The organism is Acinetobacter sp. 1424608 (genome assembly GCF_000588255.1).
Taxonomy (GTDB): domain Bacteria; phylum Pseudomonadota; class Gammaproteobacteria; order Pseudomonadales; family Moraxellaceae; genus Acinetobacter; species Acinetobacter nosocomialis.
In genome coordinates this window covers 17360-39352 of record NZ_JFXL01000026.1, presented here as the reverse complement: position 1 = coordinate 39352, position 21993 = coordinate 17360, and the positions used below count along the sequence as shown (strand labels likewise).

Below are 21993 nucleotides of genomic sequence, written 5' to 3'. Positions count from 1 at the left end.
TTTTTTTAGATCGATGGGTGGTTCTGTTGGAGCTTTTGATTGATCGAAAGCTTGCGAGGAAGCTGAAATCAGTTGATTTTTCCAGTCGATAATTTGGTTTTGATGAACATCAAATTCAGCACTCAATTCAGCAAGTGTTTTTTCTGCTTTAATCGCAGCAAGTGCTACCTTAGCTTTAAAATCATTTGAATGATTTCTTCTTGGTCTACGTGCCATAAAATACTCCATATATTGATGTTTATAACATCATTTGGGGAGCAAAATATCACTTATAAGTGTTGTTCAAATTTCCTGATCCACCTCTAACCTCCAATTAAAGCTAAAGACAAATTACTACTACCGATGAAGCAAATATTTGGTTGTACTATATTCAACATTTAGAATTATTTCCTTCCTTTAGATATACTACAAAAAGAAATATTATTTATGACTTAAGTCATGGACCGTTAATACAATAAAAATTTAATAAATTTTTATGAATGTTAAGTTTAATTTTACAACTAAACTCTATTTTGAGCTAAGATTACTCTATTACTTATGACGTTATGAATAACAAATTAAACTAAATTGTTAAAAATATGTAATTAAAAATTAATTATAGCTTATCTGATTTAAGCAATATAGTTGCCAGACTTAAAGTGGTTTTATTTAACATCCACTTAAAGATCTTTGTTCTTTTTTTAAGAAACTTTCCGCTATTCGTGATGCTTCCTGATAATTTATTTCGCTGTATACCCAAAATGACAAAAGCTTTCCACCTAAATGAAAGTATTGCTTATAGTACTCATTTATATCATCTGAATGAGGGTTTCCAACACAGAAACTATCTTCATTAATTTTTCTTACTTTACCGTTTAAAATACCGCCAATACAAATATCCATTTTTATACCAGTTATAATGTTAACTTATACAACACAAATTTAATTTTTATATTATATAAAACAAATAATCAACTTATTTAATATTTTATATAAAAAACCCACAAAGGAAGAAGTGGGTTTTTTAACTACGTAGATGATTTCATGTTATTTAATTGAACAAATGGCCAAAAAATAAATCAAATAAAATCATCAAATTATGTTATTTAAGCATTCGTCACAATTGTGATATTCGAAGCTTGTGGGCCTTTTTTACCCTGTGTCACAGTAAACTGAACACGCTGGCCTTCTAGAAGAACTTTAAAGCCTTGTGTTTGAATCTCAGAAAAATGTGCAAAAACATCTTTACCTTCATCAGTTTGAATAAAACCAAAACCTTTAGTTTCATTAAACCATTTTACTGTACCAGTAGCATTAGACATAAATTAATCCTAATTTTAAAAACATTAACATTTGTTATTGGGTATTCCAATTGAACTAAAAAATATACACTCTACTTAAATATCTAATAATATACGGAGGATTATAAATAAAACTGCGAAAAGAGAGATTTAGGGTAACATGAATATTTTTCTAGTTAATGTCGACTATACACGCTTCTTAACGAATTGCAATCTCTATCTTGATTAATTGATTTTCCACACAATTTGTGCGTCTCTAACGATCACTTATCTATTGATTTTAAATGCTATTTTTTAATTTAGTTAATTGTTTTAACTTCAATATATTAATTAAATATATCTTATTTTTATACTATAAAATTTTATCTTTTGAAAATTATTAAGCCTCTCTTTACGCTCTAAAACTACTTTAATATCTTACTAAAATATTTTACTTTTTTATAAAATATACAGACTTGTATATATACACTTCATGTATTCTGATTTAAAGTACGTTTGCAGCTTAACATATTGATGATAAAAAGGAAGTAGCCACGTGAACGGTCTCTTAGTTTTTATAACCATTGCTTTTCTTACCTTATCCAGCCCTGGACCAGGCGTTTTATTTACAGTAACAAATTCAATAAATTATGGTGTACGTACCGCTTTATTCGGTATTAGCGGTTTAATCATTGGTATGTTCATTATCGCTGTGATTTCTGCAAGTGGTGTTGGTCTCATTATTACCAGTAACCCCACCATCTTCACTGTTTTAAAGTTTATTGGGGCCTTTTATCTTATGTATTTAGGTTATAAAAACTTTATAAAGAAATCTCCTACTCAAGATTTACTAGAAACTGAACACAACGATAAAATCGTGAAGAAATCAAAACTTTTTTATCAGGGGCTATTTGCTTCATTACTTAATCCGAAAACGATTGTCTTTTTTATTGCACTTTTTCCTCAGTTTATTGATATTAAAAAAGAAATATTAAATCAATTTCTCATTTTATCTTTAACCTTTTGCTTTATCGGATTTTTAATTCATTTAGTTTATGCTAATTTTTCTTCAATTTTTAAAGAGAAAATGCTTGCCGGAAATAATTTTGCAAAACTGAATAAAGTGAGTGGTTGTATTTTCTTTCTTCTCGCCATTTTACTTATTACTCAATAAACAATTTGTATTATAAAAAGAAGAATGGACCAACTTGCTATATGTATTCAGCTCAAGCAAGTTGGTCTTTTTAAAAACTCACACGGTTAGCAAGCCATCCGTAAAAGAATTGTTCATACTTTGGATTTTTCTCTGTAATTTCAATATAGCGTTGGCCTTGCATAATATTTAGAAGACGTACCATCACTCTTTCCCCTTCTTGACCGCGCTTTTTAATATAGAGTGATAAAGCCTGTAAGGTAGAAGGCCCATATTCACCATCTAATTTAAGATCGCTCCATCCCTCTTTTCCTTGTCTGTTTAACAAATTCAAAGCACGTTGTAGAAGTGGTTTTGTGAAACCAAGACCACAATTTACTCCTGTATCGAGCAGTTCTTCAGCGATGATCGGACTAATCAAATTAATTTGATCAAATCGCGGCTCAAGCCAATATTGCTTTTTATAAATATCTCTTGCAGTTTCTAAAGGTAAATCCTCCATTTCACCTTGATATCCATAGCTACGTGCAACTGTTTGAGTAATTCCAAATTTGGTGGCATGTCCAGAGTCAAGCGTATCATTTACATAACCACCTTCACGTTTTATAAGGGCATCTAGATATTGTTCAACATACATGGGCCTGTCCTCATTTATATAACTCGCTGATAGCTATTAACTTTGAATATCATCTTTTGCTTTTTTTAAGTCTTTCATTACTTCAACAATAGTTTTTCCTTCTTGTTTATTAATGAAGTTAAATATCCACCTCACAATTGCCCAACCAGGTAAGCCACAAATAAAGAAGAATCCACCTAAAGTGATCATGCCCCATATATCGGTCACCCATTCATGTAAGTCCCATTTCATGATAATGAATGAACCACCAGTCAAGCTTGAGACAATAGTACAAATCAAACCTACTACCCATTCTTGAGGCGAACGTGGGAAACGCATGATTAAAACCACCGCTACGACTAAGCTTACTGCTAAAGCGATCATCATGACCGTACCATACAGCTTAAAAATAGAAGCTAGTCCATTTAATGTTAAAAAATTTTCCATAATACAATCCTGTCTCATACTTAAAATTTGAAAAATAATCGTACTTACTACATTGTTATTTCTCATATTTTTATAAAAAATTGCTATACACCCGTGCTTAGCCTAGCCGTTCTTTTTCTTTTAAAACTGGCATACATATATGACTTATCTTTTTTGACCAAAAAGTTGAGATAACACGCTGCCGTATATCGGAAACTTTTGTGAGCCATTAAATTCTTTGTTAGATTCTTCATGTTCTTGATACCCTTTATCGACGAACATTAAGCCTGATCCACGGAATCGGGCTTTTTTTATTCATTTTTTATTTTTTGATAGCCGATCTCTACCACTGATTTACTATCGCCATTTTATATTCTGTCGTCCATTGAGGCAGAATACTGATCACTACTTACCAAGCCATTGATACAAAATAAAAATATGTTCTAGTAAAAATATTGCATTAGTTCTATCAATGAGCTCTTATAATTGATATTATAACTATAGTTATTATTAGTCAATAACTATAGTTGTTTTACTAGATATAACTTTAGTTATATATTTGTGATAAGTTAGCTGGTGCGATCATTATGGCTCTTAAAGACCGTTTAAAAGATTCAAGGATTAAAGCTAAGAAAACTCAGGCAGAAGTTGCTGAAGCAGTAAAAATGTCTCAGCCTGCCTATCAAGCTTTAGAATCGGGAAAGAATTTAAAATCTGCTTTTCTTCCACTCATTGCACAGTTTTTAGGTGTAGACGCTTATTGGCTTACTACTGGTAACACAGAAGACTCTTTTAGAGAAAGTGATGTATTTAGTCCCACCGTTGTCAGCAGTGATGTAGTAGATCAATATGTCTGGATTGAAGTAGTTGAAGCAAGTTTTTCTTGTGGTACAGGTGAATCAATCGAATTTCATTTTGATACAATTAATGGAAAAATTCCTTTCCCTGCTTCTTTCTTTAAAGAAAAGCGCGTTCCTCAGGAATGTATGCGCATTATTAAAGCTAAGGGCGATAGCATGACTGACTACATCAAAGATGGAGATTTGGTCGGCATTGATATTTCTCAGACAGAAGTGATTGATGGAGAAATCTATGCTGTTTATTTCGCTGGCGAGGGAATGATTAAACAAATTTTTAAAGAAGCTGATGGCTCTTTAATTTTGCATAGTTTAAATGAAAAATTTAGAGACCGCCGTGTAACTGAAGAGAACGGGAAAAACTTTAAAGTAATGGGCCGTCAGTTCTGGCGAGCAGGTTAAATGAGTTATTAAATATAGCTAAAATAATAATTCTATCATTTTCAAATTTCTTACTTTTTTATAATTTTAATTATTTATATAACTTAGAGACATAAAAAAACCTATCTCCTTTAAAAGAGATAGGTTTTCTTGCTTTAGTACCATGATGTTATCAACAATATGTATTTAAACGATAAAGTTGATTAAAACCAGCATAAAAGCTTTTTCCATCTTGGTTTAGCTCAATTTCTTCACCATTTTGAAGCTGAATTTTCTTTCCAACTTCTACCCAACGATATCCATCAAGCGAATTTTGCTTACGCACATGAGGAATAATCCTCACATTGATTTCATTGCCATTTACGGCTGTGGCAATGTGCCACTCATTTACTATATTCACAATCGTATTCACTCATTACTGAGCTCATGTGATTTAACGGTATTTAATTAGAACGCTAGATTTAAGGTATGGACAGTTCGTCTAGAATTTAATATTTAGCTTGATATAGGGTTATTTATAAGCTAATTGCTTTTCATGAGTTCGTATCATGAAAAGTAGTACATCACAGAGCATAATATTTTTTGGATGCGGGAGTCGGATTTGAACCAACGACCTTCGGGTTATGAGCCCGACGAGCTACCAGACTGCTCCACCCCGCAATTGGAAGTATGCTTTATACGCCTATATATTTTATAAAGCAAACTTTATTTTTTAATCGGTTGTAATTATTAACAATTATCTTTTTATTAATTTTTTATTTTTACCATTCAGTCTAAATCGACATCGTAATTTCTAATTTTTATTTCTTTAAATTGTTGTATTTATTTTAAATAGAACGCGATATTCATAGACATCAATTGCCTTGCTTGGATAGCTTTTATACTATCTAGTTTCATCCCATTATTAATAGTTTATATGTCTGATCCTCAGTTCTCTCTAAGCGAATATCTCGGCACTGTGCAGGAAGTCATACGCCTGACCTTTGACGAACCGGTATGGGTTAGAGCAGAGATTCGGAATTTAAATATTAAAGGTGGACATTACTATTTAGAACTTGCAGAGAAAGATGTTGACACCGATAAAGTGATTGCCAGTTGTAAGGCAACCATCTGGAAATTTTCAGCGAGTAAAATTGTTTTAAAGTTTGAACGTGAAACAGGAATTGAGTTAGCAAGTGATTTAAACGTTTTAATTAAAATTAGAGCGCGTTTTGATCCACAATACGGATTTTCAGTCAATATCGAAGAAATTGACTCAAGTTTTACACTTGGGGAAATTGCAAAACGTTATCAACAAATTGTAGAGCGTTTAACCCAAGAAGGTTTGATTCATAAAAATAAACTTCTCCCTACCCCTTTTGATATTGAAAATGTTTTAGTGATTGCTCCTCAAAATGCTGCAGGTTTGGGTGACTTTAAAAAAGATGCAGATGCTTTAGAAAGAAATAAGGTTTGTCATTTTGTTTATCAAAGTGCGACCTTTCAGGGGAATACTGCTGCTGTTAGCCTTATGGAGTCCTTGGCAACAGGTTTAAAGCAATGGGCAAATCGTTATAACTTTCCACCAGATCTGATTGTAATTATTCGTGGTGGTGGTGCTGTAAATGACTTAGCTTACTTAAATGATTATGAGCTTGCCGCACTTCTCTGTAAACGCAGCGTTCCGATTTGGGTTGGTATCGGGCATGAAAAAGACCGTACCATCCTTGATGAGATCGCACATCGTTCGTTTGATACTCCAAGTAAAGTGATTGCTGGTATTCGTAATCATATTGTTGAACGTGTACAAGAAGCGGTAGATAGTCTACAAACGATTAAACTGCTTTCTCAGCATCAAATCACGACTTATCAAAGCAAAAATGATCAATTGCTTCATCACATTAAGTCTTCTGCACAAAATCAACTTAACTCGGCGCATCGTCTACTTGACCAGATGAAAGAACGTATTCAGTTCAGCTCACAGCAACAAGTTAAATTTTCCTTAGCTCAAATCGAGTCATTAATGAAAGAAATCCTTTTGCAAAACCCTAAACAGGTTCAAGCTAAAGGCTATGCAATTGTCAGATCCGAAGGAAAAGCGATTCGCTCTATACACCAAATTTCAAGCCCCTCCATTGCCATTGAAATGCAAGATGGCGTAGTTGAAGCCAACATTACACAGGTAGTCCCAAATGAAGAATGAAGAGTTAACCTTTAAGGTTGGCCATGACATTTTGAAGAAAAATGCTGAATTGTTAGAATCACAGGAAAGTCCTGATATAGATAATTTAATGAAAATTGTTGAAGAGTCTATTAGCGCTTATAAAGCTTGCAAATCTCGAATTGAAGCTGTCCAACAAGCTTTAGATGAGACTTTTAAAGAATAAAATTTCCATAAAAAAAGCCCATTTCTACTTCTCATTGAAGAAATGGGCTTAGTGAACACCACTTAGTCCTGAAATGCAAAAATGAGGATTAGGTCACATTTTTGCAAAAACATAGTCCCATAACGACCTGCGATGTTCAATATTTTAATTGTGTCTATACGTTAGTTTGGCTTAATTTCCACCATCTAAGACCATCGAAAACACAAACTCTGCTGATGCTTATTGTTAAATTTAGTTTAAGGGTTATTCCTCACTGAATGGACCAATTAATTGATAAATTTTGCCGTCTTTAGGATTTTCATATAACAAATCCATGTTTGGTAAAATGATATCGTCATTAATTTCAATATGTTCAACACTTTTATGAAGTTCAAGTGCATGGTCATTCATTGGTCTAACTTTTGCCAAAGCGATTGATTCTTTATCAAACTGGTCCTTGATAATTACTTTTAATCTTTTCATAAAAATCTCCTGAAAAATAAATTTTTAATATAAATAATGGGTTAAGTTTAAAATGAGCTAATCGCAGAATAGCCGATTGGCATAGCAAAAAAAGTTAAAATAAATGCAGCTGTACGTTGTAAATTGCGTTGATTTAACCAAGTTACTTTATTTGAAATGAGGGCAGTTCCAAACATAATCCATAAAAAAGCAATTGGGGTAATTAAAGATAAAAAGACAACAATGTGAATAAAATACAAATGCGGAACTTCCCACGCTGCATGTGGAAAAATCGCCGAAGCAAAGAGCAAAGCTTTCGGGTTTAAAAGTGTTGCAAGAAATAAAGCTTTTGGCGTAATCAGTGGGCGATCTAACTTAATATCTTCGGTTGAAGTGATCCAAAGTTTAAAAGCGAGATAAAGAATGAAACTCGCACTCATCAATTTTAATATAGCAGGAAGCCATGGAATAAAATGAGATACCGACTCAAGTAAAACACCCCATGAGGTAATCGCGATCAGATAACCTATTACCTCTGCCGGAATTAGCTTAAGAGAGTGCTTTAGCCCTGCTTGCAAGCCAGCCGAGGCTAATAATGTATTTGTTGGTCCTGGAGTCAACAAAATAGTGACCACAAGTCCAATAAATAAAAATGACACCATAGGCCAAAAACTCGATTGATTACGCTAGGCGAAATATGTCAAAAATGAGCATCTATTGTCGACAAAATCGTTGTAACAAGAAATATTACAAATACTTTTTATTTTTTAAAATTAATAATTTAATAAAAAGTGAATTTATATTCATTAAAATTTGTTCCAATTTTAAATTTGCAAAATGCGTCACACATTTATAAAAAAACACTGCATTAACTTAAAAAGATATTAAACTCCAAAATCATATATTTTTTTTAAAATAAGTGATTATTTATATATTTTTTAGGCCATTCTTCCCACTTCTTAAATAGCAAAAAAACAAATATCACACGCCTTGAAATTACCAAATTGATCAATATATATACACATGAAAATCGTGATTTTACTGAATAGATGTATCGTTCCCATCAATTCATTAATCGCCGCTTTCATCGAATTAAATAGTTGATGGAGGATGCATGATGAATGCTTATGTTCGCCCTCATCCCGATGGTTTTAAAGCTTATTTAGGAAAGGATGCAAAAACCGGCCTCTACATTGTAAGAGTTGGTTGGACAATATATGAAACTAATGCCACTGGTTCTGTTTTGTATATTGTTAAACAGGAAAGTAAAATTCCATTGGATGTAGAAAAGTTTAAAACTGATCGTTCCAAAATTTATGATGTACTTTTAAGTGAAGTGCAATTTCAACGCAAAAAACAACTGGCTATTGATCTTCAAAAGTCCAATATTCCCTCTTATGATCGTAAAGCCTATAAAAAACGGCGCGGCTTTACAGGCTCTTAAACAAAACTATCAATAGTCAATAGATACAGAAAAAGCACCCTTGGGTGCTTTTTCTTTTAACGACCAGTCGCAATTAATACAAACAGGCTCAGTATTAATGTACTTAATGATCGTTTGCAGTGTACGTGGACTTCATGCTCAGCTCCGTGAGCGTACTGTTCAATGTTTTCCATTACGTGTGCCCTTAAAGTTCACACTGATAATTTGCCTAATTTTCATCCATAAAAAAATTAGCCAAAAGTATTATATGAAAATAAATTTTGTAGTTTGTCTTGAGCAATCTATTTTTTACATTTTAAAAATTTAATTAGAAAAGCACTTGTAACATTCTTATACGAGGTTAATTCCTTATTGAGCATTTGTAGACCTTTCATTTCAAAGTGCCCAATAGGAAAAATGATTTTATAAAATGAAAAAAGATAACAATATTCGATTTTTTAATAATAGCCTTTCAAAAGGAGAATATTAGAATGAATAGCTCACAAGAACCAAATCAATCTCTGTTTAATCAAGCATCTACTTCAGTTCAAGCCTGCATTGAATGCATGTTTGCTTGTAAACATTGTGCCTCAGCATGTTTGCAAGAAGAACATGTGCATATGATGCGTGAATGTATTAAACATTGTTTAACCTGTGTCGAAACCTGTCAGCTTTGCACATCTTTAGAATTAAGACATTCAGAGCTTGCTGAACAAGCCATGCAATTATGTGCCAGCGCGTGCCAACTTTGTGCAGCTGAATGTAGCAAACACGAACATGAGCATTGTCAGATTTGTGCCAAAGCTTGTTTAGCATGTGCTAAAGCTTGTCTGGCATATCGTGCTTAACTTCTAGTTTTATTGTAGAAACCTACGGCCTATTAGGCTCGTGGGTTTTAAATATTTAAAGAACAAACAATTAGAAAATTAAAGTTTTTAGATGAGATGAAAAACTACTTTTCTTTAGGCATAAAAAAAACCCGCATCTTGGGGAAAATGCAGGCTCTTAGATCTCCCACAACGACCATGAGTTCATTATTAAGCTTGAACTTTAAACCGTTGACTAAATGTACCCTTAATAAAAACAAATTGCAATACAGAATAGTCTGTATATTTAAAATATTTTGTTATTTTTACATTACTTTTTCATAAATAGTTTAAAAAACTATAATCTTTCCAAATAAGAAATAGTTTTTACAAGCATTAAAAAAGCCCGTTTCACGGGCTTTTCTGCAACGGTGAGCAATCTAAGATTTGTGTCTATCCATCTCTTACATGCTCTTTGCTAGCTATATGTAAGGTCTTATCGTATCTTTTGCCCTGTCCCAAGTTTCCCTGTGGATCGAGGAGATATTACGATTACCTTAGGTACAGTTATAGCACATTATTTATTCATGACTAATATTGTTCACGTTTTTTTACAAATGAACAAAATACTTTCAAACCTTCATATTTCAAGGGTTTTCGACGCCATTTGGGTACTGGCGAGCCGTATCACAAATTGGATACCACTTCACTTGTGAATTGACAAAAGCATGAGAGATAACTCGCGTCGATATGTCTTCATTAATGAGCCCTACTCTTAAACGCACCACTTCTGGTTTATCTAAACGTTCACTCCAGACAGGTGAGCCACAAGTTTTACAAAATACTCTTTTTTTATTATTCGATGCAAAATAAGCCTGTAAAAGGTTTTCACCCTGTACCACATTTAAGTCACTTTTTTGTACTTGAGTGATGGCCGCAAAAGCAGCGCCTTGGGCTTTTTGGCATTGTTTACAATGACAAACCATAATGGGTTCTAATTCGGCATTAATACGGAGTTGAATGCCATTACAAAGACAAGAAGCTGTATAAGCCATGATTTTTCCTTTTTTATTTTTATAAGGTTTAACTTACATCTACACCTTTTTCAATGTGGTCTAAAATCGCACACGAAGCCTGCTGGTCACCACAGCAATCATCGGCAGAAGCCTGCAAAATATTAACCATTTCTTGTAAATGAGCAATTTTTTGCTTTAATTCAGCAATGTGTTTTACTGTTAAGGCTTTCACCTCTGCACTATGCCGATCAGTATTTTTCCAAAGTGAAATAAGCTCTTTCATCTGTTCAGATGAAAAACCTAACTCTCGAGCATGCTTTAAAAAGTTTAAAGTTTTAAGGTCTGTTTCTGAATAAATTCGATAGCCAGAAGCTGAACGCTGAGCTGCTTCAAGTAAACCGATTTCTTCATAGTAGCGAATCATTTTCGCCGAAATGCCCGAATGTTTGGATGCCTGACCGATATTCATCTCACACCTCAAATATTAAATTTGGTTTAAGACCTGCTGTCATGATCTTAAACTAAAAGTTGATTTTCAGCACGCTTACTCTACTGGCGCATGAAAACGTTTTAAACGTAATGCATTGCCTAAAACAAAGACTGAAGAAAGTGCCATCGCACCTGCTGCAAACATTGGCGAGAGTAAAACGCCAAATGCTGGATATAGCGCACCTGCTGCAATTGGAATTAGGGCTACGTTATATACAAATGCCCAGAACAGGTTTTGACGTATGTTTCGCATGGTGGCTTTACTTAATGCAATTGCATTCGGTACGCCTTTTAAGCTGCCTGACATCAGCACAACATCAGCTGCTTCGATGGCAACATCTGTGCCTGTACCAATGGCCAAACCAACATCTGCTTGTGCCAAGGCTGGTGCATCGTTAATGCCATCACCTACAAAGGCCAAACGACCATATTGTTTTTGCAATTGGCGAACTGTATCTACTTTACCTTCGGGTAAAACCTCTGCCACAACTTCATCAATGTTCAGCTTTTTGGCAATTGCTTGCGCCGTATGACGATTGTCTCCTGTAATCATGGCAACCTTTAACCCAAGCTGATGTAAGGCCTCAATCGCAGCATAGGTTGTTTCTTTAATAGAGTCTGCCACAGCAATAATTGCTGCAAGTTGCTGATCAATAGCAACGTATAGCGGGGTTTTGCCTTCTTCACCTAACTGAGCAGCAATCGCTTGGAATGAGCTGGTGTCTAAACCAAGTTGGTGCATATAACGGTCTGCGCCAATTTGTACTTTTTGACCTGAAACTTCTGCTTCAATACCTGAGCCTGTAATCGAGTTAAATGCTATTACTGGCAATAAGTTTAAACCTTCACTTTCTGCTGCTTGAACAATCGCTAGTGCAATTGGGTGTTCAGACTTGGCTTCGACAGAAGCAACTAAAGTCAGCACTTGTTTGCGTTCAAAGCCCTGTTCCACATTAAAGTCTGTCAGTGTCGGTTTGCCTTCGGTGAGTGTTCCCGTTTTATCAACGGCAACCACTTGTGCTTCTTGTAAAAGCTGCAAAGCTTCACCTTTACGGAACAAGACACCTAGCTCAGCACCACGTCCAGTACCGACCATAATAGAAGTTGGTGTTGCAAGTCCCATCGCACAAGGACACGCGATAATGAGTACCGCAACAGCATTCACTAAACCAAAAGTCAGCGCAGGCTCTGGCCCCCAAATAAACCAAACTAAGAAAGTAATTGCAGCAATTAACATCACTACCGGCACAAACCACATAGTGACTTTATCGACCAAACCCTGAATTGGAAGTTTAGAACCTTGGGCTTGCTCAACCATGCGAATAATTTGTGAAAGTACAGACGAAGAACCAACGGCAGTTGCCCGAATGTTTAGAGTACCGTTTTGATTGACTGTACCCCCAACTACTTGTTGCCCTACTATTTTTTCAACAGGGACAGGCTCACCCGTAATCATAGATTCATCAATGTAACTTTGCCCTTCAACCACTTCACCATCGACAGGTACACGTTCACCCGGACGAATTTCTACAATAGTTCCACTGACCACTTCGGCAACAGCAACTTCAACCACTTGACCGTCACGCTGAATACGAGCCGTTTTTGGCTGCATTCCTACTAAACGTTGAATAGCTTGTGAAGTACGTCCTTTAGCTTTGGCTTCAAAATAACGTCCGAGTAAAATTAAACTGACAATAACGGCAGCCGCTTCAAAGTAAACATTGACGGTACCTTGTGGTAAAACCTGCGGCATAAAGGTAGCTACGACTGAGAAACTGTAGGCAGCCAAGGTTCCAACAGCGACCAACGAGTTCATATCTGGTGCTAAACGCCATAAAGCTGGTATCCCTTTTTGGTAAAAACGGCGACCTGGAAAAACGAGTACTAATGTGGTCAAAACAAACTGTAAAAGCCAGCTATTGTATTGACCAAGGGTATGCATGACCCACATGTGAAAAGCTGGAATGAGATGTGAACCCATTTCCAAAATAAACACAGGTAAGGCCAATACAATCGAAATGATCAAATCTTTTTTAAGCTGATCTAACTCTGAAGCTTTTTTATCGAATTGTTCATCTTGATTTTTTTCAGATGCTTTCGCGTCGTAACCTGCTTTTTTAACAGCGCGAATTAAGTCTTCGACGTTGACTGAATTATCTGCCTGCACCCAAGCTTGCTCTGTTGCTAAGTTGACGGTTGCCTCTTGAACGCCGTCTACTTTTTTTAGGGCTTTTTCTACACGTGCAACACAAGATGCACAGGTCATGCCCTCAATAGACAACTCCACTGGCGCAGCTTTTGGAACATCATAACCTGCTCGTTCAACTGCTTTAACCAGTGCTTCACGCTGAATCGGTTGACTTGAATAAACAACAGCTTTTTCTGTTGCCAAATTAACGTTAGCAACTTCTATATTTTCAACTTTCTTAAGTGCTTTTTCGACACGTCCTACACAGGAGGCACAAGTCATGCCTTCGATTGAGAGTGTTTCACTATATGCTGGCAATTTTGTGTTTTTTGAGTCCATCAAACACCTCTGCAAATCTACAAAATTTAATATTCTGTATTGAGCATACAGATTCCCATCATGGGAAGGTCAAGCATATTTTTTTAAAAATTTGGTCTTGACCTTACAATCATGACAAGGTTTAGACTCAATGTTATCCAAACAAACATCTCATTCTTGATGGAGTATGAACATGAAACTACTTATTGAAAATATGACTTGTGGTGGCTGTGCACGCGGTGTGACAGCAACGATTCAAGATGTCGATCCAAATGCAAAAGTAGATGTAGATTTAGCGACCAAAATCGTGACTGTTGAAAGCAGTGAAAGTGTCGATAAAATTACCGAAGCACTGGAAGAAGATGGTTTCCCAGCGAAAGTGCAATAGTGAATAAGGCCTAACTTTTAAAGTTAGGCCTTTATTTTTTAGCTTGTTGATATTGACTCAAAGCTGAAATTTTTTAATTCGATAATCCAGTGCTGCCCGAGTTAGTCCCAATAAGCGTGCTGCTTCAGACACATTATGATTTGCCTTTTTTAAAGCTATTAAAATTAACTGCTTCTCGTGTTCTTCTAAATTAAACTCTGCCTGCAACAATTGTTCAAAGTCAGTTTCAACAGCTACAGCCTGCTCTGGGTCATGCTTAATCTGTGGGAAAATGGCATTTAACTTAATCAACTGCTGATCGTCCGTTAATAAAACCGCCCTTTCTAATAAGTTTTCCAACTCACGAATATTGCCCGGCCATTCATATTGCTGCATAAAAACTTTGGTCTTTTCACTTACACCCTGAATGGTTTTACCGTACATTTTTTCAAAGCGATGAAGAAAGTGTTCAACCAGTAACGGAATATCTTCACGGCGCTCCCGCAAAGGCGGAATCTGCACTGGAAAAATATTTAAGCGATAATACAAATCTGCCCGAAATCGTCCTGTTTTCACAGCTTGTTCAAGATCTTCATTGGTGGCTGTTATTACACGGACATCTAAAATACGAGTTTGTGAGTCTCCTACTCGCTCGAATTCACCTTCTTGCAAAATGCGTAATAGTGCTGCTTGTGCACGAGGAGAAAGCTCAATCACTTCATCTAAAAAAATCGTACCGCCATTGGCTCGTTCAAACTTACCCAAGCGAGATTGATGTGCCCCTGTGTAGGCACCCTTTTCTACGCCGAATAGCTCAGATTCAATTAACTCTGGTGGAATCGCTGCACAATTTACCGCAACAAAAGGTTGGTCTTTTCTTTGGCTATTTTCATGAACTCCTCGTGCAAAAGCTTCTTTACCAACCCCTGTTTCGCCTTGTAGCAAAATAGAAACTTTCGAACCTGCTGCTTTGGTTAATAATGCACAGACCTGTTTATAAGATGCTGACTTACCCACAGAACTAAATAATTGGTAATCGGCTTCACTGTCGCTATAAATTGATTTTTTTAGTTCAAAAAGTTCAGCCTGCAACGCAATCAGTTCTTTTTCCATAGGTTCGGGTGACATGAATTGAATCAGCTCATCTGCATTTTCCCACTCTTCTAAAGGCTTACCGATAATACGGCAATGCTCATCGCCGCAGGCTTTGCACTCTATTTCTTGATAAATAATAGTCATGCCCGTCGCAAAACTACTGTAGCCGCATGCATAACCCAAAAGCATCCAGCATGCAGGTTCATCACTTGGGCTAAAATGCTCTAAATGCACATCAGCTTCAAAAGAGTTAAGCCAATTTAAATCGGCATAAAACTGTTTTTTATCGTGGCTTAAATTGAGCTGGTTGGCCTGTACTTGCACCATTCCACGAATAGCGTGCATTTGTGGGCCTGCCATAAAAGCATCGTGTTCATTTAAATCGGGACGTATTTTTGTTGTAACTTCTGCATCTTTTAACCCAGCTTGATACCCTAAACGAATAAAAAAACGCTTAGTTCGTTCAAGTCCAATCATGTGCGCTAAATCTTTACGCAAATATCCCATAATACTGGTGTGTAAAAGTAGCATCCGATATTCATCAAACCAGATTTGGCCGTGGGCAGTATCAAAGTGCAGTTTAGACAGCAAATCGTGAATTTCTTGCGGATGATCTGCGTATCGTCCCGTTGTATCGTATTTTACTCGAGCCATGAGTGATCTGTTTTAATCCATTAAATACATTTGGGTGTTATCTCATCTTATCGAAGAACCAGATAAATGTCCTAGTACCTTAAAGACATAACTTCATACTAAAAAAGTATTTCTAAATCTCTCCTTTTTAAAGCCTCAAACATTCTAAAAAGAAATTTTACGACCCTGTTCATCAAATCATGAATATCTCTATTTCACCATTCAAAAAAATTCATGAAAAGGTGAATTTAAAAATGCTGCACTTTCAATAAAAATACTAAGCAATTGTTTTTAATTATAAAAATAAAGTTGGCATAGCTTTTGTAAAGCTTATAGCGAGAGCAAGGAGCATTCATCAATTTCAAGACCATGTCTTGATGGAGTACAGCATGACGCAACCTCAAGTCGAAGCATTAACCAAATATATTCGGGTCACTGGTGACTTAAACGCAGAGTTTATCGAATTCGATTTTGCCATTCATGACCCAAGTCTATTTGTGGAACTGGTTTTGCCTAAACATGCATTTAATGATTTTTGTAAGACCAATCAAGTGGTTGAAATGACCCAAGAACAGCAAGCTTTTAATGATGCTCAGGAAGAAAAATGGCGCTATGGCACTGAAGCAACCTTAGTCGGAACGCAACGTAATAGCAACGATCACGATGATCAGATGTAAAAAATATAAGGAGATAAAGCCATGACTTTAGAAATCAAAACGTCAAATGTCGAACCTATCCGCCAGAACTACGCCTATATCGAAAGACGATTTGGTAGTAAGCCAGCAACTCGATATCAAGAAGTAAGCTTCGATGTACAGGCAGAAACTAACTTTCACTATCGTCCTTTGTGGAAACCTGAAAAGACTTTAAATGATAAAACCCATACTGCTCTGCAAATGCAAGATTGGTATGCATTTAAAGATCCACGTCAATTCTATTATGGAACTTATGTTCAACACCGTGCACGTTTACAAGACACCGCCGAAAGTAATTTTGCTTTTTTTGAAAAACGTCAGCTTGCAGAACATTTGTCTGATGAAGTCAAAGCTAAGGTCATTGAATGCCTATTGCCATTTCGCCACGTTGAACAAACTGCAAACTTACACATGATGTCTGGTAGTGCCTATGGTTATGGCACCGTACTTACCCAAGCTTGTATTTATGCCGCGATGGATCATTTAGGAATTGCGCAGTACATCTCGCGTATTGGCTTAGCTTTAGATGGCAATAGCGGCGACTCACTACAGCAGGCAAAACAGGCTTGGATGCAACATCCTGCATGGCAAGGCTTACGCCGTCTGTGTGAAGAAAGCCTCACCGAGCAGGACTACTTCAAACTTTTCTTATTACAGAACCTTGTGATTGACGGCTTTGTGACAGAGCTTGTTTATCAACAGTTTGATCAGTGGTTAGTCACTCAAAATGCTCGCGACTTAGCCATGCTGACTGAGTTTATGAAAGACACTTTAGGTGATTTACGTAAGTGGTCAGACACCGTCATTAAAACTGCCGCAGCGGAATCCGATCATAATAAACAACTATTAAATGAATGGTTCACTGAGTCTCTAGCTCAAGTGAAAGCAGTCTTTACACCTTGGGCATCAGCAGCCTTAACAGCAGATGCAGTCGATCAAGCAGAACATGCCGTTATTGAACGCGCAAAAAAACTCGGCCTACAACCACTTACAAATGCTTAAGGAGAAGCAACATGTCTAAAGTCTATCTCGCATTACAAGACAACGATACATCACGCTACATCCTCGAGGCGATTGAAGAAGATAACCCTGAAGCTTCAATTCAGTATTTCCCCGCCATGATTCGAATTGAAAGTGAAACTGATTTGGTGATTAAAGCCGAAACCGTGTCTGAAAAACTAGGCCAAGATTGGGACATCCAATCGTTACAACTCAACATGATTACGCTGGGCGGCAATGTCGAAGAAGATGACGATACTTTCCGCCTTCACTGGAATTAATCACAACATAGACGTTGTTTAACAAAGATTTAAGGATGATCAATCATGACAACTCAAACGAAAGAAACCAGCAAAAAGTTAAATGCTAAAGATCGTTACCGCGCATTAACCCGTGATCTGGACTGGGACTTTTCCTATGCTGACCGTAAAGACGCCTTCCCTTATGAAGAATTTGAAGGCATCAAAATTACGGACTGGTCTAAATGGGAAGATCCATTCCGTTTAACTATGGATGCTTACTGGAAATATCAGGCAGAAAAAGAGAAAAAACTGTATGCCATTTTTGATGCCTTTGCTCAAAACAATGGTCAGATGAATGTCAGCAATGAACGTTACTTAAATGCGATCAAACTCTTTTTAACAGCGGTGACCCCACTTGAATATCAAGCTTATCAAGGCTATGCCCATGTAGGTCGCCAGTTTAGTGGTATTGGAGCACGTATTGCTTCTCAGATGCAGTCGATTGATGAGCTGCGTCATGTACAGACCCAAATTCATGCCATGAGCCATTACAACAAGTTCTTTGATGGTTTTCAGGACTGGGCACATATGCATGACCGTGTTTGGTATTTGTCTGTGCCTAAATCATTTTTTGAAGATGCCCGTTCTGCTGGACCTTTCGAGTTTTTATTAGCGATTAGTTTTGCTTTTGAATATGTACTTACCAACTTGCTATTTGTGCCGTTTATGTCGGGAGCAGCTTATAACGGCGATATGGCAACAGTAACCTTTGGTTTTAGTGCACAGTCAGATGAAGCACGCCACATGACACTCGGTCTTGAAATCGTAAAATTCTTGCTCGAACAACATGAAGACAACGTGCCGATTGTGCAGGAATGGATTGATAAATGGTTCTGGCGTGGAACTCGTCTGCTTTCAATTGTGGGCATGATGATGGATTACATGCTGCCAAACAAAGTGATGTCGTGGAAAGAAGCTTGGGAGGTTTATTTTGAACAGGCAGGCGGCGCGCTATTTAAAGATTTGAGCCGTTATGGCATTCGCATGCCGAAATATAGCGATGTCATTGTGAAAGAAAAAGAGCATGTCTCACATCAGGCATGGTGGATTTTCTATAACTTTGGTCATGCTGCCGGTTTCCATACATGGATTCCAACCGACGAAGAAATGGATTGGTTATCGGCTAAATATCCAGACACTTTCGATAAATACTACCGTCCAAAATGGGAATTGGCTCGCAAAATGGAAGCCGAAGGTAAACGCTTCTACAGCGCAGGTTTACCACAGCTTTGTCAGGTTTGTCAGATTCCAATGACCTTTACCGAAATGGGCGATGACCCGATTCAATTTAGTTATCGCCATAGCATTTACCAAGGCGAACGCTACCACACCTGTTCAGATGGCTGTCATGACATTTTCGAACGCGAGCCTGAAAAATATATACAAGCATGGCTACCTGTAAATCAAATATTGCAAGGTAACTGTGGTGGCGGTGACCTCGAAACTATGCTCCGTGATTATTACCGCATGAATGTGGGTGCCGACAATCTGGATATTGAAGGTTCACCAGACCAACAGCGCTGGAAAAAATGGAAAGGCAACGCAGCTTAAGCACAAGGAATTGTTCAGGCAGTCATCAAGCTGCCTGATAGGAAATAAGGAGATTGAACATGACTGTTCGCGCGATACATAACAACTATCAATTTGAACCACTGGATCTGCAAAAAAATTATGGCGATCAATTCTTACTTTACGTGGGTTGGGATCATCACACCCTTTTTTGCTCGGCACATGCCATGCTTGCCTCACCTCAACAAACTTTGGGACAGTTGATTGAGCAACAAATTACAGGTGGTTTTGCTCAACATCCAGATTTTGCCAAAATTGATTGGTCAAAAGTGCAATACACCTTAGATGGCCAAACAATTAGCCCAGAGAGTACACAAAGCTTGGCAGAGCTTGGTTTTGGGCATAAGTCATTACTTCGTTTCGTTACGCCAGAATTAAATGGCTATAACGACAGTTACGTTTAATTCGGAGGTGTGTCATGAGTTATCAAGTCACCATTGAGCCGATCGGAACAACGATTGAAGTAGAAGAAGACCAAACAATTTTAGATGCCGCTTTACGTCAAGGTGTTTGGTTACCCTTTGCCTGTGGTCATGGCACTTGCGGGACATGTAAGGTTCAAGTCACCGACGGTTTTTATGATGTCGGTGAAGCCTCGCCATTTGCGCTCATGGATATTGAACGTGATGAAAATAAGGTGCTTGCCTGCTGCTGCAAACCACAGTCCGACATGGTCATTGAAGCCGATGTTGATGAAGACCCAGATTTCTTAGGTCATTTGGTTCAAGACTATCAAGCGACCGTAATTGAAATAAAAGACCTATCGCCAACCATTAAGGGGATTCGTCTACAACTAGATCGTCCAATCGAATTCCAAGCTGGCCAATATATCAATGTCCAGTTCCCAGATATTGAAGGAACTCGAGCGTTTTCAATTGCCAATTCACCAAGTGAAGTCGGCATCGTTGAGCTGCATATTCGTAAAGTTGAAGGTGGTGCAGCGACGACTTATGTACATGAACAACTTGCCACAGGCGATCAGCTTGATATTTCAGGCCCTTATGGTCAATTTTTTGTACGCAAGTCAGATGATCAAAATACCATTTTCATTGCAGGTGGTTCAGGTCTTTCAAGTCCACAATCAATGATTTTAGATTTACTTGAGTCTGGAGATAGTCGCACGATTTACCTCTTCCAAGGAGCACGAGACTTAGCAGAGCTATACAACCGAGAATTGTTTGAACAACTTGTGAAAGACTATCCGAACTTCCGCTATATCCCTGCCCTGAATGCACCAAAACCAGAAGACCAATGGACTGGATTTACCGGATTCGTGCATGAGGCTGTTGCCGATTACTTTGAAAATCGATGTGGCGGGCACAAAGCGGATTTGTGCGGCCCCCCCATCATGATCGACTCGGCAATTTCAACACTCATGCAAAGCCGCTTATTCGAACGAGACATTCACACTGAACGGTTCTTAAGTGCAGCGGATGGTGCTGCTGGACAGTCACGTTCAGCTTTATTCAAACATATTTAAAAATAAATCATTCAACAATCTACTTTTTCAAATGAGCTTTGTATTTGCAATTTAGAAAGCCAATACAAAGCTCACAGGAGTTCTGCATTCAAAATTTACAGGTTAAACAGACTCAAATTTTTAAAGACCGTTAAGGAATAACGTTTTTTTAGTGACAAGCCAAACAACACAGAATAGGACATTCTATGAATAACAAAATTGCTGCAATCATATGTGGTGTTATCAGCACCCTTTACCTTCCTTCTGCATTTGCGACAGAAAATGGCTCAGACTCTTTTGCATTAGGTGCCGAAGGTATGATGGCGGGTGCCGTACCACCTGCTGGTGTCTATTTACTTAGTTATTATCAAAATTATCACACATCAGAGTTTCAAAATGGTCCCGATCAGTTCCATGTTGATGTCAACGCCGTGGTTCCTCGTTTGGTCTGGATGACCGATCAAAAAATTATGGATGGACAACTCGGGTTTTATGCAGCCCAGCCATTGGTGGATCTAAGACTAAAAATAAATGGAATGCCTGACTCAAACCAAGGTCTCGGAGACTTGATTTTGGGTGGCATGCTCGGCTGGCATCAAGGAAATCATCACTGGATTGCAGCCCTAGAAACCGTACTGGGAACAGGTGAATACGACACTCCAAGTACGACACATCCAGTTGAAGCCAATCTCGGGAAAAACTATCACACCATTCGACCGATTATTGCCTATAGTTATGCCAACACGACAGGTTTAGACCTTTCAATTAAACTGTCTTATAGCTGGAATACGCGTAATGACGCGACCGACTATAAGTCTGGCCAATACATTGCGGGTGACTATAGCTTAGGTTACCGCATTAACCCCAAACTCAAACTTGCAGTTGAAGGCTATGCTTTTAAACAAACCACAGATGACAAAGTAAACGGAAATGACATTGGTTTTAAAGGACAGGCTTTTGCAATTGGACCAGGCATTCAATATGCCGATAAGAACTGGTCTATCGAAGCCAAATTTTTAAAAGAAACCGAAGTCGAATATCGTCCCGAAGGCCATACCAGCTGGCTAAAACTGATTTGGGCTTTCTAGAACCATTTAACGCATAGCTTCAACCTTTGAAGCTATGCATTCTCTTT

25 protein-coding genes, 1 tRNA gene and 2 pseudogenes are annotated in these 21993 nt (G+C 37.4%); 14 read left to right on the top strand and 14 right to left on the bottom strand.

Annotated features, from left to right (window positions below):
- From J678_RS21295 to J678_RS21285, 4 genes and pseudogenes are all read right to left on the bottom strand, one after another.
- Positions 1–228 (bottom strand): annotated as a pseudogene (locus tag J678_RS21295) (IS3 family transposase); the annotation flags it as partial.
- A gap of 77 nt (positions 229–305) precedes the next feature.
- Positions 306–377: pseudogene (locus J678_RS23925) on the bottom strand (pyrroline-5-carboxylate reductase); the annotation flags it as partial.
- Between the two features lie 271 nt (positions 378–648).
- Complete coding sequence (locus J678_RS21290; RefSeq protein ID WP_002048783.1) at positions 649–882, bottom strand: hypothetical protein; 234 nt, start codon at positions 880–882, stop codon at positions 649–651.
- 203 nt (positions 883–1085) lie between these two features.
- The gene (locus J678_RS21285; protein WP_002048761.1) at positions 1086–1301 is read right to left on the bottom strand and encodes a cold-shock protein; all 216 of its coding nucleotides are present in this window, start codon (positions 1299–1301) and stop codon (positions 1086–1088) included.
- 514 nt (positions 1302–1815) lie between these two features.
- Here J678_RS21285 and J678_RS21280 point away from each other — a divergent pair.
- Positions 1816–2433, top strand: coding sequence for a LysE family translocator (locus J678_RS21280; RefSeq protein ID WP_016804779.1), 618 nt, complete (start codon positions 1816–1818; stop codon positions 2431–2433).
- 70 nt (positions 2434–2503) lie between these two features.
- Here J678_RS21280 and J678_RS21275 read toward each other — a convergent pair whose 3' ends face one another.
- Both J678_RS21275 and J678_RS21270 read right to left on the bottom strand, forming a co-directional pair.
- Positions 2504–3049, bottom strand: a complete 546-nt coding sequence (locus J678_RS21275; protein WP_017393699.1) for a glycoside hydrolase family 108 protein — start codon at positions 3047–3049, stop codon at positions 2504–2506.
- 36 nt (positions 3050–3085) lie between these two features.
- Positions 3086–3415, bottom strand: coding sequence for a hypothetical protein (locus J678_RS21270; protein ID WP_272480772.1), 330 nt, complete (start codon positions 3413–3415; stop codon positions 3086–3088).
- A gap of 626 nt (positions 3416–4041) precedes the next feature.
- Between J678_RS21270 and J678_RS21265 the strand changes: the two genes are divergently transcribed.
- Entirely contained in the window at positions 4042–4713 is a 672-nt protein-coding gene (locus tag J678_RS21265) for an XRE family transcriptional regulator (RefSeq protein ID WP_017393698.1), read from the top strand.
- Between the two features lie 151 nt (positions 4714–4864).
- Here the strand turns inward: J678_RS21265 and J678_RS0104620 are convergent, their stop codons facing one another.
- Together J678_RS0104620 and J678_RS21260 are read right to left on the bottom strand one after the other, a co-directional pair.
- Positions 4865–5095 carry a hypothetical protein gene (locus tag J678_RS0104620; protein ID WP_025466156.1) on the bottom strand — a complete coding sequence of 77 codons (231 nt, stop codon included), beginning with the start codon at positions 5093–5095 and terminating at the stop codon, positions 4865–4867.
- A 180-nt stretch (positions 5096–5275) separates the two neighbouring features.
- Positions 5276–5352: transfer RNA gene (locus J678_RS21260), tRNA-Met, on the bottom strand.
- A 256-nt stretch (positions 5353–5608) separates the two neighbouring features.
- On the opposite strand from J678_RS21260, the gene xseA reads away from it, so the two are divergent.
- Complete coding sequence (gene xseA, locus J678_RS21255; RefSeq protein ID WP_017393696.1) at positions 5609–6874, top strand: exodeoxyribonuclease VII large subunit; 1266 nt, start codon at positions 5609–5611, stop codon at positions 6872–6874.
- Positions 6864–7058 (top strand): exodeoxyribonuclease VII small subunit, encoded by a 195-nt coding sequence (xseB, locus tag J678_RS21250; protein WP_017393695.1) that lies wholly within the window; start codon positions 6864–6866, stop codon positions 7056–7058. Before xseA ends, xseB begins: the two co-directional genes overlap by 11 nt.
- A gap of 243 nt (positions 7059–7301) precedes the next feature.
- Here xseB and J678_RS21245 read toward each other — a convergent pair whose 3' ends face one another.
- Entirely contained in the window at positions 7302–7520 is a 219-nt protein-coding gene (locus J678_RS21245) for a hypothetical protein (protein WP_004709788.1), read from the bottom strand.
- 47 nt (positions 7521–7567) lie between these two features.
- Positions 7568–8161, bottom strand: coding sequence for a LysE family translocator (locus J678_RS21240; RefSeq protein ID WP_017393694.1), 594 nt, complete (start codon positions 8159–8161; stop codon positions 7568–7570).
- A gap of 452 nt (positions 8162–8613) precedes the next feature.
- Between J678_RS21240 and J678_RS21235 the strand changes: the two genes are divergently transcribed.
- Positions 8614–8943 carry a hypothetical protein gene (locus J678_RS21235; protein WP_017393693.1) on the top strand — a complete coding sequence of 110 codons (330 nt, stop codon included), beginning with the start codon at positions 8614–8616 and terminating at the stop codon, positions 8941–8943.
- Positions 8944–9413: 470 nt separating this feature from the next.
- Positions 9414–9770, top strand: coding sequence for a four-helix bundle copper-binding protein (locus tag J678_RS21230; protein WP_004709792.1), 357 nt, complete (start codon positions 9414–9416; stop codon positions 9768–9770).
- A 605-nt stretch (positions 9771–10375) separates the two neighbouring features.
- Here J678_RS21230 and J678_RS21225 read toward each other — a convergent pair.
- The 3 genes from J678_RS21225 to J678_RS21215 all read right to left on the bottom strand — a co-directional run bounded on the left by J678_RS21225 (position 10376) and on the right by J678_RS21215 (position 13760).
- Entirely contained in the window at positions 10376–10783 is a 408-nt protein-coding gene (locus J678_RS21225; protein ID WP_017393692.1) for a GFA family protein, read from the bottom strand.
- Between the two features lie 28 nt (positions 10784–10811).
- A complete protein-coding gene (gene cueR / locus J678_RS21220) occupies positions 10812–11213 on the bottom strand; it encodes a Cu(I)-responsive transcriptional regulator (protein ID WP_017393691.1) in 402 nt (133 codons plus the stop codon).
- Between the two features lie 75 nt (positions 11214–11288).
- Positions 11289–13760: a heavy metal translocating P-type ATPase gene (locus tag J678_RS21215; protein WP_017393690.1), complete on the bottom strand. Its 2472-nt coding sequence runs from the start codon at positions 13758–13760 to the stop codon at positions 11289–11291.
- Positions 13761–13926: 166 nt separating this feature from the next.
- On the opposite strand from J678_RS21215, the gene J678_RS21210 reads away from it, so the two are divergent.
- Positions 13927–14127 (top strand): heavy-metal-associated domain-containing protein, encoded by a 201-nt coding sequence (locus J678_RS21210; protein WP_001985155.1) that lies wholly within the window; start codon positions 13927–13929, stop codon positions 14125–14127.
- Between the two features lie 57 nt (positions 14128–14184).
- Here J678_RS21210 and mobR read toward each other — a convergent pair whose 3' ends face one another.
- Positions 14185–15855 carry a phenol degradation transcriptional regulator MobR gene (mobR, locus tag J678_RS21205; RefSeq protein WP_017393689.1) on the bottom strand — a complete coding sequence of 557 codons (1671 nt, stop codon included), beginning with the start codon at positions 15853–15855 and terminating at the stop codon, positions 14185–14187.
- 368 nt (positions 15856–16223) lie between these two features.
- Here mobR and J678_RS21200 point away from each other — a divergent pair, with 368 nt between their 5' ends.
- From J678_RS21200 to J678_RS21170, 7 genes are all read left to right on the top strand, one after another.
- Positions 16224–16511 (top strand): phenol hydroxylase subunit, encoded by a 288-nt coding sequence (locus J678_RS21200; protein WP_000193471.1) that lies wholly within the window; start codon positions 16224–16226, stop codon positions 16509–16511.
- A 21-nt stretch (positions 16512–16532) separates the two neighbouring features.
- On the top strand, positions 16533–17531 hold the full coding sequence (locus J678_RS21195; protein ID WP_017393688.1) for an aromatic/alkene monooxygenase hydroxylase subunit beta: 999 nt from the start codon (positions 16533–16535) through the stop codon (positions 17529–17531).
- Positions 17532–17542: 11 nt separating this feature from the next.
- Complete coding sequence (locus J678_RS21190) at positions 17543–17809, top strand: MmoB/DmpM family protein (RefSeq protein ID WP_031968926.1); 267 nt, start codon at positions 17543–17545, stop codon at positions 17807–17809.
- A gap of 45 nt (positions 17810–17854) precedes the next feature.
- Positions 17855–19381: an aromatic/alkene/methane monooxygenase hydroxylase/oxygenase subunit alpha gene (locus J678_RS21185; RefSeq protein WP_017393687.1), complete on the top strand. Its 1527-nt coding sequence runs from the start codon at positions 17855–17857 to the stop codon at positions 19379–19381.
- 59 nt (positions 19382–19440) lie between these two features.
- On the top strand, positions 19441–19803 hold the full coding sequence (locus tag J678_RS21180) for a phenol hydroxylase subunit P4 (protein ID WP_013198463.1): 363 nt from the start codon (positions 19441–19443) through the stop codon (positions 19801–19803).
- Between the two features lie 14 nt (positions 19804–19817).
- Positions 19818–20879, top strand: a complete 1062-nt coding sequence (locus J678_RS21175) for an NADH:ubiquinone reductase (Na(+)-transporting) subunit F (protein ID WP_031997397.1) — start codon at positions 19818–19820, stop codon at positions 20877–20879.
- A gap of 185 nt (positions 20880–21064) precedes the next feature.
- The gene (locus J678_RS21170) at positions 21065–21946 is read left to right on the top strand and encodes a SphA family protein (RefSeq protein WP_017393685.1); all 882 of its coding nucleotides are present in this window, start codon (positions 21065–21067) and stop codon (positions 21944–21946) included.
- Positions 21947–21993: the final 47 nt, after the last annotated feature.